The 15,125-nt window shown below is 59.0% G+C and carries 13 protein-coding genes; 12 read left to right on the top strand and 1 reads right to left on the bottom strand.

Features of this window, described 5'->3' with window-relative positions; translation table 11 throughout:
- Positions 1-241: 241 nt before the first annotated feature.
- The 8 genes from mraZ to murD all read left to right on the top strand — a co-directional run bounded on the left by mraZ (position 242) and on the right by murD (position 9,410).
- Positions 242-733: a division/cell wall cluster transcriptional repressor MraZ gene (gene mraZ, locus ACXAEW_RS12155; RefSeq protein WP_474941558.1), complete on the top strand. Its 492-nt coding sequence runs from the start codon at positions 242-244 to the stop codon at positions 731-733.
- Positions 734-745: 12 nt separating this feature from the next.
- A complete protein-coding gene (gene rsmH, locus ACXAEW_RS12160; protein WP_474941559.1) occupies positions 746-1,732 on the top strand; it encodes a 16S rRNA (cytosine(1402)-N(4))-methyltransferase RsmH in 987 nt (328 codons plus the stop codon).
- Complete coding sequence (ftsL, locus tag ACXAEW_RS12165) at positions 1,729-2,076, top strand: cell division protein FtsL (protein WP_474941560.1); 348 nt, start codon at positions 1,729-1,731, stop codon at positions 2,074-2,076. The genes rsmH and ftsL overlap by 4 nt, the downstream gene beginning before the upstream one ends.
- Positions 2,073-3,857 carry a peptidoglycan D,D-transpeptidase FtsI family protein gene (locus ACXAEW_RS12170; protein WP_474941561.1) on the top strand — a complete coding sequence of 595 codons (1,785 nt, stop codon included), beginning with the start codon at positions 2,073-2,075 and terminating at the stop codon, positions 3,855-3,857. The genes ftsL and ACXAEW_RS12170 overlap by 4 nt, the downstream gene beginning before the upstream one ends.
- 15 nt (positions 3,858-3,872) lie before the next feature.
- Positions 3,873-5,357, top strand: a complete 1,485-nt coding sequence (locus tag ACXAEW_RS12175) for a UDP-N-acetylmuramoyl-L-alanyl-D-glutamate--2,6-diaminopimelate ligase (protein WP_474941562.1) — start codon at positions 3,873-3,875, stop codon at positions 5,355-5,357.
- Complete coding sequence (locus ACXAEW_RS12180) at positions 5,354-6,760, top strand: UDP-N-acetylmuramoyl-tripeptide--D-alanyl-D-alanine ligase (protein ID WP_474941563.1); 1,407 nt, start codon at positions 5,354-5,356, stop codon at positions 6,758-6,760. The genes ACXAEW_RS12175 and ACXAEW_RS12180 overlap by 4 nt, the downstream gene beginning before the upstream one ends.
- Positions 6,761-6,776: 16 nt before the next feature.
- Entirely contained in the window at positions 6,777-7,859 is a 1,083-nt protein-coding gene (gene mraY / locus ACXAEW_RS12185) for a phospho-N-acetylmuramoyl-pentapeptide-transferase (RefSeq protein ID WP_474941564.1), read from the top strand.
- 132 nt (positions 7,860-7,991) lie between these two features.
- Positions 7,992-9,410, top strand: a complete 1,419-nt coding sequence (murD, locus tag ACXAEW_RS12190; protein ID WP_474941565.1) for a UDP-N-acetylmuramoyl-L-alanine--D-glutamate ligase — start codon at positions 7,992-7,994, stop codon at positions 9,408-9,410.
- 219 nt (positions 9,411-9,629) lie between these two features.
- Here murD and ACXAEW_RS12195 read toward each other — a convergent pair whose 3' ends face one another.
- On the bottom strand, positions 9,630-10,808 hold the full coding sequence (locus ACXAEW_RS12195) for a BaiN/RdsA family NAD(P)/FAD-dependent oxidoreductase (RefSeq protein WP_474941566.1): 1,179 nt from the start codon (positions 10,806-10,808) through the stop codon (positions 9,630-9,632).
- A 179-nt stretch (positions 10,809-10,987) separates the two neighbouring features.
- Here ACXAEW_RS12195 and ftsW point away from each other — a divergent pair, with 179 nt between their 5' ends.
- From ftsW to ACXAEW_RS12215, 4 genes are read left to right on the top strand one after another with little or no spacing between them, the layout of a single operon-like run.
- Positions 10,988-12,157 carry a putative lipid II flippase FtsW gene (ftsW, locus tag ACXAEW_RS12200; protein ID WP_474941567.1) on the top strand — a complete coding sequence of 390 codons (1,170 nt, stop codon included), beginning with the start codon at positions 10,988-10,990 and terminating at the stop codon, positions 12,155-12,157.
- Positions 12,158-12,180: 23 nt separating this feature from the next.
- Entirely contained in the window at positions 12,181-13,272 is a 1,092-nt protein-coding gene (locus ACXAEW_RS12205) for a UDP-N-acetylglucosamine--N-acetylmuramyl-(pentapeptide) pyrophosphoryl-undecaprenol N-acetylglucosamine transferase (protein WP_474941568.1), read from the top strand.
- A gap of 8 nt (positions 13,273-13,280) precedes the next feature.
- The gene (murC, locus tag ACXAEW_RS12210; RefSeq protein WP_474941569.1) at positions 13,281-14,678 is read left to right on the top strand and encodes a UDP-N-acetylmuramate--L-alanine ligase; all 1,398 of its coding nucleotides are present in this window, start codon (positions 13,281-13,283) and stop codon (positions 14,676-14,678) included.
- 9 nt (positions 14,679-14,687) lie between these two features.
- Positions 14,688-14,927, top strand: coding sequence for a DUF2484 family protein (locus tag ACXAEW_RS12215; protein WP_474941570.1), 240 nt, complete (start codon positions 14,688-14,690; stop codon positions 14,925-14,927).
- The last annotated feature ends 198 nt before the right edge of the window (positions 14,928-15,125 follow it).

The raw sequence follows: 15,125 nt of genomic DNA on the forward strand, positions 1-15,125 counted from the left end.
CTGGGGCAGCAAACGACCCCGACCAAAACTATAAATAGCAGGTTTCATACAGGCCTTCGCTTTTTCGAAAAAAGAGAGATCCGGCGCGCGGGCGAGCAGACATCCCCCCAGGTGGCGCGCGCAGTCGGACACCCGCTCAGCGGGCTGTGGAGGCGGGTTGATCAGTGGCAGCAGATCAACCCGCCCCTTTTCATTTTGGGGGAAGGGACAGCGCCAAAAGGCGCAGTAAAGGAGCGGTCGTTTGGGTCGCAGGTTCAGAGGCGAGGGCCACCACAAGGTGGACACGAAGGGGCGGGTGTCGATTCCGGCCTCCTTTCGCCGTGTGCTTGAGGCATCAGACCCGAACTGTGAACCCGGTGGCAATCCTGAACTGGTGATTGTCTATGGTGACCAGCGCCGCAAGTTCCTGGAAGTTTACACAATCGAAGCGATCAATGAGGTGGACGACAAGATCGACGCCTTGCCGCGTGGCTCGATGCAGCGCAAGATGCTGCAACGCATGTTTCACGGGCAATCCTTCCCGACAAATGTGGATGAGACCGGTCGCCTGGTGTTGCCTGCCAAGTTGCGCAATAAGATCGAGCTCGACAAAGAGGCCTTCTTTATCGCTGCGGGCGATACATTCCAGATCTGGAAGCCGGAAACCTATGAAGCGGAAGAACTGGCCCTGGAAGAAAAATGGATGGAAGAACTGCCTGAAGATTTTGACCCGACGGAGTTTCTCGATGCCTAAGGTGACGGTGCTATGACGCAGACCGGGGGGGATGCACCACATATTCCAGTCTTGCTAAGACCGCTTCTGGCGGCGGTGTCTCCGGTGTCTGGTATCTGGTTGGATGGCACCTTTGGTGCAGGCGGATACAGCCGGGGCCTTCTTGAGGCAGGTGCAGATCATGTGATCGGCGTGGATCGCGATCCGCTGGCCTTTGAAATGGCCGCAAGTTGGAAGGGTCAATACGGTGACCGTCTTACCCTGCAGCAAGGCGTGTTCTCCAAAATGGACGAATATGCTTCGGACCTGGACGGGGTTGTTCTGGACCTGGGCGTTTCTTCGATGCAGCTGGATCTGGCAGAGCGCGGTTTCTCTTTTATGAAAGACGGCCCCTTGGATATGCGTATGTCCCAGGACGGGCCAAGTGCGGCAGATCTGGTGGCCGAGCTGGAAGAGGTTCAGCTGGCGGATATCCTCTTTACCTTTGGGGAAGAACGCGCCAGCCGCCGGATCGCGAAATCCATAGTGCGGGAGCGCGAGGTTGAGCCGATCACAACAACTCTGCGGCTTGCCAAGATTATCGAAGGTTGCCTGCCGCGTCCGAAGCCCGGCCAGTCACATCCCGCGACCCGCAGCTTTCAGGCCCTGCGTATTGCGGTAAATGGCGAATATGAAGAGCTTTTCGCCGGTCTTCTGGCTGCTGAACGGGCGCTGAAACCCGGTGGGCTTCTGGCGGTGGTTACCTTCCATTCCGTCGAAGATCGCATGGTGAAACGCTTTTTCCAGCACCGTGCAGGGCGGACTGGGCGGGCCAACCGCTATGCGCCTGAACTGGTCGAGACGCCGAACCAGTTTGAACTGGTGACACGCAAGGCCGTCGGGCCGGATGATCAGGAGCTGGAAGAAAACCCGCGGGCGCGTTCTGCACGGCTGCGGGTGGGCCGACGTACGGATGCGTCCCCGGAAGGAATTTCGCCGAAAGAATTGGGCATGCCACAGCTGAGAGAGGGGCGCAGATGAAAACACTCCTTTATATGGCAACCGTGATTGCGGTCCTTGGTCTGGCGGTGTGGGCGTATCAGGAAAACTACGCCACCCAACAGGCATTGAAAGACACGCGCTCCTTGCAGCGTCAGATCGGAGCGTCGCAAGCGCGGCTCAGCGTTTTGCGTGCCGAATGGGCCTATTTGAACCGCCCGGACCGCCTGCGGGAGCTGGCAGAGCTTAATTTCGACCGGTTGGGTCTGTTGCCATTGCGGCCGGACCAATTTGGTCAGGTGGATCAAATCGCCTTTCCTCAGAGCGAGGTGGAGTTTGAAAACGGCGTCGTCGTTTCGACGTTGAATGCCGGGAGAGAACCATGATCCGCAAACCTCTGCGTCCGTTAGCCCGTGTTCTTGCCGCCCGCGCAAAAGGTGAAAACCCGGATGTCATCGAGCGTGAAAACCTGCGTGAGCGCCATGCGGAAATGTCCGTAAAGTACCGTCAGCGTGCTGAGGGACGTTTGTTGGTTCTGGGGGTCTTCTTTATCTGCGCCTATGCCGCAATTGCGGGAAGGATGGGCATGATGGCCACGGCAGAACCGCAGGAGCCTCTGGCGAATGTGGCCGGTGGCTCCATCGCGATGCAGCGTGCGGATATTGTGGACCGACACGGGCGTATCCTGGCAACAAATTTCGAGACTCACTCACTCTATGCGCAGCCGCCGCAGATGATCGACCCGGTCTATGCAGCCGATGAATTGGTAAAGATCTTTCCGGATCTGGAGCGCGACAAGCTGATTGAAGACTTCACCGGGAAGCGCAAGTTCTTGTGGATCAAGAAAAGGATCAGCCCCGAACAGAAGCAGGCCGTGCATGACATCGGTGATCCCGGTCTGTTGTTCGGCCCGCGTGAGATGCGGCTTTACCCGAACGGGCGTCTGGCGTCACATGTTCTGGGGGGTGCAGGGTTTGGCAAAGAAGGCGTCAGCGCTGCGGAAGTGATCGGTGTTGCCGGTGTTGAAAAGCAGTTTGACGATTACCTGCGTGACCCCGCAAACGGGAATCACCCGCTTGAGCTGTCGCTTGATCTCACGGTGCAGTCCGCAGCTGAGCAGGTCCTGGCCGGGGGCATGAACCTGATGAACGCCAAGGGGGCGACCTCGATCCTGATGGATGTTCATACGGGTGAGGTTGTGTCGGTGGTGTCCTTGCCGGATTTCGACCCAAACGACCGCCCACGTCCCCCCACGGATGGGTTTGACCCCTCGGTCAGCCCGCTCTTTAACCGGGCCGTTCAGGGCGTTTATGAGTTGGGGTCGACTTTCAAGATCTTTGCAGCGGCGCAGGCGGTTGACCTTGGTCTGGTGCGCCCGGAAACCGTGATCGACATTCGCGGCCCTCTGCGTTGGGGGAAACATGCGATCCGTGATTTTCACTATTACGGCAAAGAGTTGACGGTCTCCAAGATCATTGTCAAATCGTCCAACATCGGCACCGCGCGACTGGCCCAGCAGATCGGTGTCGCGCAGCAGAAGTCTTTCCTGGGACGTCTTGGTCTTTTGGAACCAACCCCGTTTGAGATTGTCGAGGCACAGGGCGGCAAGCCCCTGTTGCCTCCCAATTGGTCTGAGCTTTCTGCCATGACCATTTCCTATGGGCACGGGATTTCAACCAGCCCGATGCATCTTGCGGCGGGTTATGCGGCGATTGCCAATGGCGGGCATTATGTGGCCCCGACGGTTCTGAAACAACAGGGACCGCAATATGCCCATCGGGTCATGTCAGAAAAAGCTGCGGCAGATGCGCGGGAAATGCTGCGCAAGGTTGTGACAGAGGGCACCGCATCTTTTGCCGAAGTTCCGGGCTATCAGGTGGCGGGTAAAACCGGCACCGCAGACAAGCCGCGTCCGCAGGGTGGATATTATGATGACAAGGTTATCGCCACCTTTGCGACGATGTTCCCGGTTGATGACCCGAAATATGTGCTGGTTGTTACGTTGGATGAACCAGAGATCGTGGCGCATGGCGAGCAGCGGAGAACCGCCGGTTGGACAGCTGTTCCAGTCGCAGCCGAGATGATTTCGCGCCTTGCGCCGCTGCTTGGGCTCCGGCCACACGTTGAACCTGCCAAGGTCACGGGTATAACGCTGACCTCAAACTGACCAGTGAGGGTAAGAATGACCGTAGCGAGTGAGCTTGCGCTGAGCCAATTGGGGCTGACGGCCCGAGGGGGGGCGGATCCCACTATCCGCGGTCTGGCAACTGATAGCCGCAACGTGAGCAGCGGTTTCCTGTTTGCCGCATTGCCGGGCAGTCAGGTCCATGGCGCGCGTTTTATTGAAACCGCAGTTGAACAGGGGGCGGCGGCGATCCTGACCGATGTGGAAGGGGCGGCGCTTGCGGCCGAAGTTCTGGATCACAGCCATGTGGCCCAGGTTATCGTTGAAGACCCGCGTCAGGCGCTGTCGGGTGCCGCCGCCCTGTGGTTTGGCGCGCAGCCGCAGACGATGGTGGCGGTGACAGGAACCAACGGGAAAACCTCGGTGGCGACCTTTGTGCGTCAGATCTGGAGCGAACTGGGATATGAGGCGATCAATGTCGGAACGACCGGCATAGAAGGCGCCTGGACCCGCAAGCTGCAACACACAACACCGGACCCGATCACCCTGCACGCGGCCCTCGCAGATGCAGCAGAAGCCGGGATTACCCATGCCGCAATGGAGGCCTCATCCCACGGACTGGATCAAAGGCGCCTACACGGGGTGAACCTGGTTGCCGCAGGGTTCACCAATTTCACTCAGGATCACCTGGATTATCACGAAAGTTTCGAGGCTTATTTCGCCGCCAAGGCCAGCCTGTTTCGAAATGTGCTTTCTGAGGATGGCGTTGCCGTTCTGAATATGAATGACCCGCGCGGTGTAGAGATGCGGGCAATTGCAGCGGCCAAGGGCCAGGAAATCATGACTGTGGGCCTGGGCCTTGGTGATCTTGCGCTGGTTGGTACGCGCTATGACGCCAGCGGGCAGGATATTCGCTTCTCATGGCATGAAAAACCCTATGTGGTGAGGTTAAGCCTGATCGGCGGCTTTCAGGCTGAAAACGTTTTGTTGGCAGCGGGCTTGGTGATTGCAAGCGGCGAAGATCCGCAACGTGTCTTTGAAACTCTGCCGCATTTGTCCACCGTGCGGGGGCGTATGCAGCTGGCGGCAACGCGTGACAACGGTGCCACCGTTTTTGTGGATTACGCCCATACGCCTGATGCTGTCAAAACGGCAATCAAAGCCTTGCGTCCCCATGTGCTGGGGCGATTGATCGCCATCATCGGTGCGGGCGGGGACCGGGATACGTCCAAGCGCGCGCTTATGGGGGAGGCTGCTCAGGAACATGCGGATGCGGTCATCGTTACGGATGATAACCCGCGCAGCGAGGATCCTGCTGCCATTCGGGCCGCAGTCATGTCCGGCGCGCCGGATGCGCTGAATGTCGGCGACCGGGCCGAGGCGATCCTGCGTGGCGTCGATATGCTGGGGGCAGGGGATGCATTGATCATCTGCGGCAAAGGTCATGAAAGTGGTCAGGTGATCGGTGATACGATCCTGCCGTTTGATGATGTGGAACAGGCCAGTATCGCAGTTGCTGCTTTGGACGGGAGGATGGCGTGATGTTGTGGACGGCCAAGGAAGCAGAAGCCGCAACGGGCGGTCAGGTTCAGGGCGATTGGTCGGTGGCCGGGATCTCGATTGACACCCGCACCCTGCAACCCGGAGACCTGTTTGTCGCGCTCAAGGCCGCGCGAGACGGGCATGATTTTGTCGCGCAAGCGCTCGAAAAAGGGGCTGCAGCGGCCTTGGTTACGCATATCCCGTCCGGTGTTGCTGCAGATGCACCGCTTTTGATCGTGGAGGATGTCCAGCGTGCGTTGGAAGCCTTGGGGCGGGCCGCGCGATCCCGCACCAACGCCAAAGTTGTCGCTGTCACCGGCTCGGTTGGCAAAACGTCGACCAAGGAAATGCTGACCTCCATGCTTGGCGATCAGGGTAAGACCCATGCCGCTGTGGCAAGCTACAATAACCACTGGGGTGTGCCCTTGACGCTGGCGCGCATGCCGCGTGACACAGAATATGCGGTGATCGAGATCGGAATGAATCACCCCGGAGAAATCGCCCCTTTGGCGCAACAGGCCCGACCCCATGTGGCCATGATCACAACGGTGGCCGCAGTCCATCTGGAAGCCTTTGAAAACGTGGCCGGTATCGCGCGTGAAAAAGCCGCGATCCTGACCGGGTTGCAGCCAGGCGGCGTGGCGATTCTCAACGGAGATGTCGATACAGCTGCCACGCTTGCCGAGACGGCCGGGGACCTTGGCTGCGAAACGCGGTGGTTTGGGCTGTCCTCGAACAGCCATCGGCTGGTTTCCCTGCGGACCGAAGGGCAGGCCACATTGGCGGCGGTTCAGATCTCGGGCCATAGCTATACGCTTACGATCCAATCACTTGGTGCACATTTTGCCATGAATGCCCTTGGTGCCCTGGCTTGCGTAGAGGCTTTGGGCGCGGATGTTGCGCAAGCTGTGAACAGCCTGGCGCTTTGGTCGCCGGTCAAGGGGCGCGGGGCTCGGCTGGAGCTGGCGTGGAGCGGCGGCGCGCTGACCGTTCTGGATGACAGTTACAATGCCAATCCAACCTCTGTTGGCGCAGCTCTGTCTGTGCTGGCGCTTGCCGCAGGGGCAGAGCGTAGAATAGCCGTGCTGGGCGACATGAAAGAACTGGGAGCAGGCGAGGCTGCAATGCATGCGAGCCTTGCTGAGCTGGAGGCGCTGGAGCGTATCGACACGGTCCATTGTGTTGGTCCCCTGATGTCGCATCTGCACGCCTCCCTTCCGCCGAACAAACGCGGCGCGGCCTGGATGACAACCTCTGAGGCGATTGAACACCTCCCGTCGCAACTGAAGGCCGGCGATGTGTTGCTGGCCAAGGGCTCTTTGAGCGTTGGCTTGGGAAAGCTTGTTGACGCGCTGCGAGATATGAGCGATGCCCGCGCAAATTCCACAAACAACCATTCGTGAATAGGACCACCAAGGCATGTTATATTGGCTGACTGCGCTGTCAGACGGGGGCGACTTTTTTAACCTGTTCCGCTATATCACCTTTCGGGCAGGCGGAGCGTTCCTGACGGCGTTGATCTTTGGGTTTCTGTTCGGAAAGCCCCTGATCAACGTCCTGCGCAAGAAACAGGGAAAAGGTCAGCCGATCCGCGACGACGGCCCCGAAGGGCATCTGTCCAAGGCGGGAACCCCCACGATGGGAGGCCTCTTGATTGTTGGCGCGCTTGTCACCAGCACGCTGATGTGGGGGCGCTGGGACAATCCTTATATCTGGATGGTGCTTCTGGTCACTCTGGGCTTTGGTCTGATTGGGTTTGCCGATGACTACGCCAAAGTCTCCAAGCAGAACACCAAAGGTGTGTCGGGCAAGCTCCGTCTCGCACTTGGGGTGCTGATTGCACTGCTGGCAACCCTTTGGGCGACATATTTCCACCCGGAAGGCCTGCAGAACCAGCTTGCACTGCCTGTGTTTAAAGACACGCTGATCAATATGGGGCTTTTGTACATCCCGTTTGGGATCTGCGTTATTGTCGGTTCGGCAAATGCGGTGAACCTCACGGACGGTCTGGATGGGCTGGCGATTATGCCCGCGATGATCGCAGGGGTCACCCTTGGTGTGATCGCCTATGTGGTGGGGCGTGCGGATTTCACGCAATATCTTGACGTGCACTACGTGGAAAACACGGGCGAGATCTTTATCTTTACCATGGCGCTCTTTGGGGCAGGGCTTGGGTTCCTGTGGTATAATGCACCGCCTGCGGCTGTGTTTATGGGCGACACCGGATCGCTGGCCCTGGGCGGCGCTTTGGGCGCCATTGCGGTTGCCACCAAACATGAATTGGTTCTGGCCATTGTCGGTGGGCTTTTTGTGGTTGAGGCGCTGTCGGTCATCATTCAGGTTCTCTACTTCAAACGCACTGGCAAACGCGTCTTCCTGATGGCTCCGATCCACCACCATTACGAAAAGAAGGGCTGGGCCGAACCGACCATCGTCATCCGATTCTGGATCATCGCGCTGATCTTGGCGATGATCGGTCTGGCGACGCTGAAGGTCCGCTGAGCTTCCAGACGAAGTTGTGAAGAAGGGTCGCGCGCACGCGGCCCTTTTTTGTTGCGCTCCCTTGCAAGTCTTTGTGATCTCGGTACAGGGTTGCCGCTGAAGAGAAACGGCTTGGCAGAAAAGGGGAACCGCATGATCCCGGTGGTTGGTTTTAAAGGCGCAAAGGTCGCGGTTCTGGGGCTTGGCCGGTCGGGACTGGCCACAGCGCGCGCGTTGCGCGCAGGCGGAGCGGAAGCGATTTGCTGGGATGACAATGCCGCCGCCCGTGAAAAGGCCGAAGACGAAGGTTTTGCCTGTCGTAAACTGACCCGTGATGATGCCTTTGATGATATCGCCTGCCTTGTGGTCTCGCCCGGTATTCCGCATCTTTATCCGACGCCCAACCCGGTTGTGCACAAGGCGCTGACCGCTGGTGTGCCTGTGGATAATGATATTGGCCTGTTCTTTCGCTCCTTTGCGACACGCGCCTGGGACCAGTTTGAACAGATGCCCAAGGTCGTTGCGGTTACAGGATCCAACGGCAAATCGACGACAGTCGCCTTGCTGCACCACATCCTCGAGGAGGCCGGGCGCGAGAGCCAGCTGGCTGGGAACATCGGCCGTGGTGTGCTGGACATCGACCCGCCGGGTGATGGCGGTGTGGTTGTGCTGGAGCTGTCCAGTTATCAAACAGACCTGGGGCGCGCGCTGACGCCGGATGTGGCCGTGTTTACCAACCTCAGTCCTGATCATCTGGACCGCCACCACGGAATGGGCGGCTATTTTGCCGCCAAACGCCGACTCTTTGCCGAGGGTGGACCGGATCGGGCAGTGATTGGTGTGGATGAGGACGAAGGTCTGTTCCTGGCCGGGCAGTTGTCTGAAGGGCCTGCGGATGACCGGGTGATCCGGGTGTCTTCAGGGCAAAAACTGTCGGGGCCTGGCTGGAATGTTTTTGTGCGCAAGGGCTTCCTCAGTGAATATCGCAAAGGGCGGCAGGCGGGCGCGGTTGATTTGCGCGAAATGCCCGGGCTGCCCGGGGCGCATAACCACCAAAACGCCTGTGCCGCCTATGCCGCTGCGCGCGCTTTGGGCCTGTCTCCGCGCCAGATCGAGGTGGGGCTTGCCAGCTATCCCGGACTGCCGCACCGCAGCCAGACCATCGCAGAGGTCAATGGGGTGCGATATGTAAACGACAGCAAGGCCACAAATGTGGACAGCGCGATCAAGGCCTTGAGTGCGTTCAAGAATATCCGCTGGATTTGCGGAGGTTTGGAAAAGGAAGGCGGAGTGGGCGCGTTGAGAGGGCAAACCGGAAACGTCAAAAAGGCCTATGTCATCGGTCGAGAGGCCGCCAATTTTGCCATGCAGCTGGATGTAGAGGCCGACGTCTGCACCACAATGGAGGAAGCGGTTGCGCAGGCAATGACGGATGCCAGTTCCGGTGAAACTGTTCTGCTGGCCCCTGCCGCGGCAAGTTTCGACCAATATAACAGCTTTGAAAAAAGGGGTGAGGACTTTATTGCCGAAGTCCAAAAGCACCTTAGGGACGGATTGGCCGCAAAAGGATAGGCCGGGGACGGGGTGAAGGAGCGCTTCGGGGCTCTCCAAAGCGGAACTTTCCGCGGTGTCCCCGCCTTGCGCAGGATCCCTGCCTGCCTGAGCCGCCTTGCCCTGCAAGTAAAATGGCCGCATCCCCACCGTGCGGTGGGGCCCCTCGGCAATTTCTCTTGCACGTCTGCGGGGCCTCATGCCATTGGGAGCCAGCGAAGGCGGCTCCGAAGCGGAAGGTTACCCTTGGGCGATCGCGCTGCCTGCTGCAAATCCGGACGCCCAGGCCCATTGGAAATTATATCCGCCAAGCCAGCCGGTTACATCCACCGCTTCGCCTATTGCATAAAGGCCGGGCTGGCTTTTTGCTTCCATTGTCTTGGAGGACAGCGCGTCGGTTGCAATGCCACCCAATGTTACTTCGGCGGTGCGATACCCTTCGGTACCTGAAGGTTTCAGGTTCCAGGAAGACAGCGCGTTGCACAGTTCGCTCAGGGCTGCGTCAGAATGATCCGCAAGGCGGCCGGAGAGGTTTAGTTGCGGTGCCAGGAACTCCACCAGCCGGGCCGGGAGATGTTTGGACAGCTCGGTTGTCAAAGCCTTGCGGCCGGATGTCTGGCGTTGGTCGCGCAGTTTTTCAAACAGCGTTCCATCCGGGATCAGATTTGCTGTAAATGCCTCTCCCTCGTGCCAATAGGATGACAGCTGCAATACCGCCGGACCAGACAGGCCTCGATGGGTGAAAAGCAGGGCTTCATCAAAGCGCGCACGCGTATTTGACAGCCGGGCGGGCAGGGCGACACCGGCAAGCGGTTTGAACCGCTCCTCGGGGAATGTAAAGGGCACGAGGCCTGCACGGGTGTCGACCAGCGGCAGGTCAAATTGCTGTGCAATATCATAGGCAAGCCCGGTGGCGCCCATTTTGGGGATCGACTTGCCGCCGGTGGCCAGGACCAGATTGCGGCAGGCTATACGAGTGGTTTTGTTCCCTTGTATGAGCGTTACGTCAAACCCGTCCGGTGTCCGAGTGACCGCGTGAACGGAGGTTTCCAACCACAGATCGGCTCCGGCCTGCTTTAATTCTTGTACCAGCATGGCAACGATCTGCTTGGCGGAGCCATCGCAGAACAACTGGCCCAAGGTTTTTTCATGCCAAGCGATGCCGTGACGCTCCACCAGGGCAACAAAATCCCACTGGGTGTAACGCGCCAAGGCCGATTTGCAGAAATGCGGGTTTTGCGACAGGTAATTTTCGGCACTGGCATACATATTGGTGAAGTTGCAGCGTCCGCCGCCTGATATGCGGATCTTTTCGCCTGGGCTTTTGGCGTGGTCGACAACCAGCACCTTGCCCCCTGCGTGCGCCGCACACATCATGCCGGCTGCCCCAGCGCCAAGAATGACCGTTTCATACTGCATAAAGGGGCATTGGCGCGATTTACTGCCAAAGGCAAGAGGAAGAGGCTGGCCTGATGCGAAGTTTGTGGTTACAGTCCCCTTAATGACCCTCACAAGAGGGCGTTTTGAGGCAGTAATAACAGATCCCGGTCGCGTGTCTTTGACACGAATACGGCGGCAGAAACGGCGGCGGTAAATCCATGACTGAAATGGTCTATGGCGCGGTTCCGGTACAAACCGGCGAACCCATTCTCCCTAAGTGGTGGCGGACACTTGATAAGTGGACCGTGACATGTGTCTTGTTGTTGTTTGTCATTGGGCTTTTGCTGGGGCTTGCGGCCTCGGTCCCTTTGGCTGCGCGCAACGGGTTTGACAATTTCCACTATGTCCAGCGGCAGGCGGCCTTTGGCTTGATGGCACTGGGGGCGATGATCATCACCTCTATGATGTCGCCAACAATGGTGCGGCGGCTTGCGGTGCTTGGCTTTGCGGGCGCCTTTGTCGCGCTGATGCTGCTGCCATTTCTGGGTACGGATTTTGGCAAAGGGGCGGTGCGCTGGTACAGTCTTGGCTTTGCCTCCGTGCAGCCTTCCGAATTCCTGAAACCGACATTCATTGTTGTGGCCGCCTGGCTGATTGCGGCAAGTCAGCAAATCAATGGACCGCCGGGCACGCTTATCTCGTTTGGTCTATGTATGACTGTGGTGATGTTTCTGGTGATGCAGCCGGACTTTGGCCAGTCCTGCCTGGTGTTGTTTGGCTGGGGCGTGATGTATTTTGTAGCCGGCGCTCCGATGCTGTTGCTTGTGGTTATGGCCAGCGTTGTCGTCCTGGGCGGCATTGTTGCATATTCGTCGTCTGAACATTTTGCGCGCCGCATTGATGGCTTCCTGAGCCCCGATGTCGACCCGACCACGCAGCTTGGCTATGCGACCAACGCTATCCGCGAAGGCGGTCTGTTTGGGGTTGGTGTCGGGGAGGGGCAGGTGAAATGGTCGCTCCCAGACGCGCATACAGACTTTATTATCGCTGTCGCAGCCGAGGAATATGGCCTTGTTCTGGTTGTGATCGTTATCGCGCTTTACATGTCTGTGGTCGTCCGGTCGCTGTTCCGCCTGATGAAGGAGCGCGATACGTTCACACGCCTTGCCGGAACGGGGCTGGTCTGCACCTTCGGCGTGCAGGCGATGATCAACATGGGGGTTGCCGTACGGCTGTTGCCAGCCAAGGGCATGACGCTCCCCTTTGTCAGCTACGGCGGTTCTTCTTTGATTGCTGGCGGAATCGCAGTAGGTATGCTTCTGGCCTTCACCCGCAGCAGGCCGCAGGGCGAAATCGCCGATTTTCTGCGCGGCGGTGGCCGGGGGTAATGGGTTTGCGAAAGACATAAAGCATGACGCAGAAATTGCTTTTGATGGCGGCTGGTGGAACCGGCGGACATATGTTCCCGGCGCAGGCCTTGGCCGAGGCGATGTTGCAACGAGGGTGGCGGGTAAAGCTTTCCACCGATCCGCGCGGCGCACGCTATACCGGGGCCTTTCCGCAGGGCTGTGAGATTGTGCAGGCCTCCTCATCGACTTTTGCGCGCGGTGGGGTGCTGGCCAAGGCCATGGTCGGCCCCAAGATTTTGCAGGGAACGCTGTCCATGGCGTTGCAGATGATGCGCGACAAGCCGGATGTTGTTGTTGGCTTTGGCGGATATCCCTCGATCCCGGCGCTTGGTGCGGCGACCTTGCTCAAACGTCCCCGGATGATCCACGAACAAAACGGTGTGCTTGGTCGGGTCAATCAGATCTTTGCCAAACGTGTTGCGCAAGTGGCCTGTGGTGTTTGGCCAACCGAACTGCCCGAAGGGGCGACAGGTGTCCATGTGGGAAATCCCGTGCGGTCCGCCGTCTTGGAACGCGCTGGTGCCGGCTATATTGCGCCGGGTGATTACCCGATGGAAATTCTGGTGATGGGTGGCAGTCAGGGCGCACGTATTCTTTCGGACGTGGTCCCACCGGCGATTGCCAATATGCCTATGGAAATCCTGCGTCACCTGCGGATCTCGCATCAGGCGCGTGACGAAGATCACGAACGTGTTTCAGCCTATTACGCGGAACATGCAATCAACGCCGATGTTCAGCCATTCTTCCACGATGTGCCCAAACGGCTAAGCGAAGCACAGCTTGTTATTTCCCGTTCAGGTGCCTCGTCTGTTGCGGATATCTCGGTCATTGGGCGCCCTTCGATCCTGATTCCATATGCAGCCGCGGCGGGGGATCATCAATCCGCAAATGCACGCGGCCTAGTTGACGCCGGGGCGGCGGTTCTTATGCCTGAAAGTGCCCTTGACGTTTCCGTGCTGACAAAGCACATCACCGCAATTCTGAGTAACCCCAAGGCCGCACTTCAAATGGCCATTGCAGCGCATTCCACCGGCATCCCCGACGCAACAGATCGTCTGGTGGCCGAGGTCGAGCGTCTGGCAGAGGAAGGATAAAGAGAGACATGAACCCGGCAACCAAACTCCCCGGCGACGTAGGCCCGATCCATTTTGTGGGTATCGGCGGCATTGGCATGTCGGGCATTGCCGAAGTTCTGTTGAACCTGGGCTATATTGTGCAAGGCTCGGACTTGAAGACGTCCAAAATCACCCAGCGCCTGGAAACCCTGGGCGCAACCGTCTTTGAAGGCCAGCGCGCGGAAAACCTGGAAAACGCATCCGTTGTGGTGATCTCTTCCGCGATCAAACCGGGCAATCCGGAGCTGGACGAAGCCCGGCTGAAAGGTCTGCCCGTGGTACGCCGGGCCGAGATGCTGGCCGAGCTGATGCGCCTGAAATCCAACATCGCGATTGCGGGCACCCATGGCAAGACCACCACCACCACCATGATGGCGGAACTCATGGTGCACGGGAAGTTCGACCCCACCGTGGTGAACGGCGGCATTATCCACGCCTATGGCTCCAACGCGCGCATGGGGCAGGGCGAATGGATGGTGGTTGAGGCGGATGAAAGCGACGGCACCTTCAACCGCCTGCCAGCCACCATCGCCGTGGTCACCAATATCGACCCTGAACATATGGAGCACTGGGGCAGTATCGAAAACCTGCGTCAGGGGTTTTATGACTTTGTCTCCAACATCCCCTTCTACGGCATTGCCGTCTGCTGCACCGATCATCCCGAAGTGCAGGCGCTGGTGGGCCGGATCTCGGACCGCCGGGTTGTGACCTACGGTTTCAACGCCCAGGCCGATGTGCGCGCGGTGAACCTGACCTACAAAGGCGGCGTTGCCCATTTCGACATTCACCTCCAGGCCGAGGACACGATTATCGAGGGCTGCACCCTGCCGATGCCCGGCGACCACAATGTCTCAAACGCATTGTCAGCCGTGGCCGTTGCCCGTCATCTGGGCATGCGCTCGTCTGAAATCCGCGAGGCATTGGCCAAATTCGGCGGCGTCAACCGACGTTTCACCAAAGTGGGCGAAGTGAACGGCGTCACCATTATCGACGACTACGGCCACCACCCGGTGGAAATCGCCGCCGTGCTGAAAGCCGCGCGTCAGGCCTCCAAAGGCCGTGTCATCGCCGTCCACCAACCGCACCGCTATTCCCGCCTATCCAACCTGTTCGACGATTTCTGCGCCTGCTTTAACGAGGCCGATGTCGTCGCCATTGCCGAGGTTTTTGCCGCCGGTGAAGAGCCCATCGAAGGCGCAGGCCGTGATGATCTGGTCGCAGGCCTCATCCGCCACGGTCATCGCCATGCGCGTGCCATCCTGTCCGAGGATGATCTGGAACGCCTTGTCCGCGAACAGGCCCGCCCCGGTGATATGGTGGTCTGCCTTGGGGCAGGCACCATTTCGGCCTGGGCCAACGGCCTGCCTGCACGGCTTCAGGCATAGGAGGTCCCGGTGAACCTGTCCCTGCTTCTTGCATGTCTCTGGGTGGTGCTGGCCAATGTACTGGCCATGCTGCCGAGCCGGGACAACCACTGGACCTATGCCTATGTGCTGATCGGCGTCGGCATCCCGCTGCTCGGCTATGTGACCTATGAAAACGGCCCCTGGTGGGGGCTGGCGCTGCTCTTGGCGGGCATGTCCATCCTGCGCTGGCCAGTGATTTACCTCTGGCGCTGGATCACCCGGCGCTGACGAGCCGCGAGACCGCTTTTCATTGCCCACAGGCCCCGGTTGTGTAATCTGGCACAGGATTGACACACAACGGATTTGAACGGCCAGTGGTTGAGATTTCAGAGATTGAAGACAGGGATAGCCTCAAAGCGTGGCTGACCGACCGACCGCGCGCGTTTTCCACCGCCATTGCCGCCCGCAGCGCATTGCGAGTCTTGC

Source organism: Epibacterium sp. ABZ3_068, from assembly GCF_056159265.1.

Bases quoted from the DNA above. Each gene is read 5' to 3' on its own strand.
- rsmH (WP_474941559.1), top strand. From the start codon at position 746: ATGACGCAGACCGGGGGGGATGCACCACATATTCCAGTCTTGCTAAGA.
- ftsL (WP_474941560.1), top strand. From the start codon at position 1,729: ATGAAAACACTCCTTTATATGGCAACCGTGATTGCGGTCCTTGGTCTG.
- ACXAEW_RS12170 (WP_474941561.1), top strand. From the start codon at position 2,073: ATGATCCGCAAACCTCTGCGTCCGTTAGCCCGTGTTCTTGCCGCCCGC.
- ACXAEW_RS12175 (WP_474941562.1), top strand. From the start codon at position 3,873: ATGACCGTAGCGAGTGAGCTTGCGCTGAGCCAATTGGGGCTGACGGCC.
- mraY (WP_474941564.1), top strand. From the start codon at position 6,777: ATGTTATATTGGCTGACTGCGCTGTCAGACGGGGGCGACTTTTTTAAC.
- murD (WP_474941565.1), top strand. From the start codon at position 7,992: ATGATCCCGGTGGTTGGTTTTAAAGGCGCAAAGGTCGCGGTTCTGGGG.
- ACXAEW_RS12195 (WP_474941566.1), bottom strand. From the start codon at position 10,808: ATGCAGTATGAAACGGTCATTCTTGGCGCTGGGGCAGCCGGCATGATG.
- ftsW (WP_474941567.1), top strand. From the start codon at position 10,988: ATGACTGAAATGGTCTATGGCGCGGTTCCGGTACAAACCGGCGAACCC.
- ACXAEW_RS12205 (WP_474941568.1), top strand. From the start codon at position 12,181: ATGACGCAGAAATTGCTTTTGATGGCGGCTGGTGGAACCGGCGGACAT.
- murC (WP_474941569.1), top strand. From the start codon at position 13,281: ATGAACCCGGCAACCAAACTCCCCGGCGACGTAGGCCCGATCCATTTT.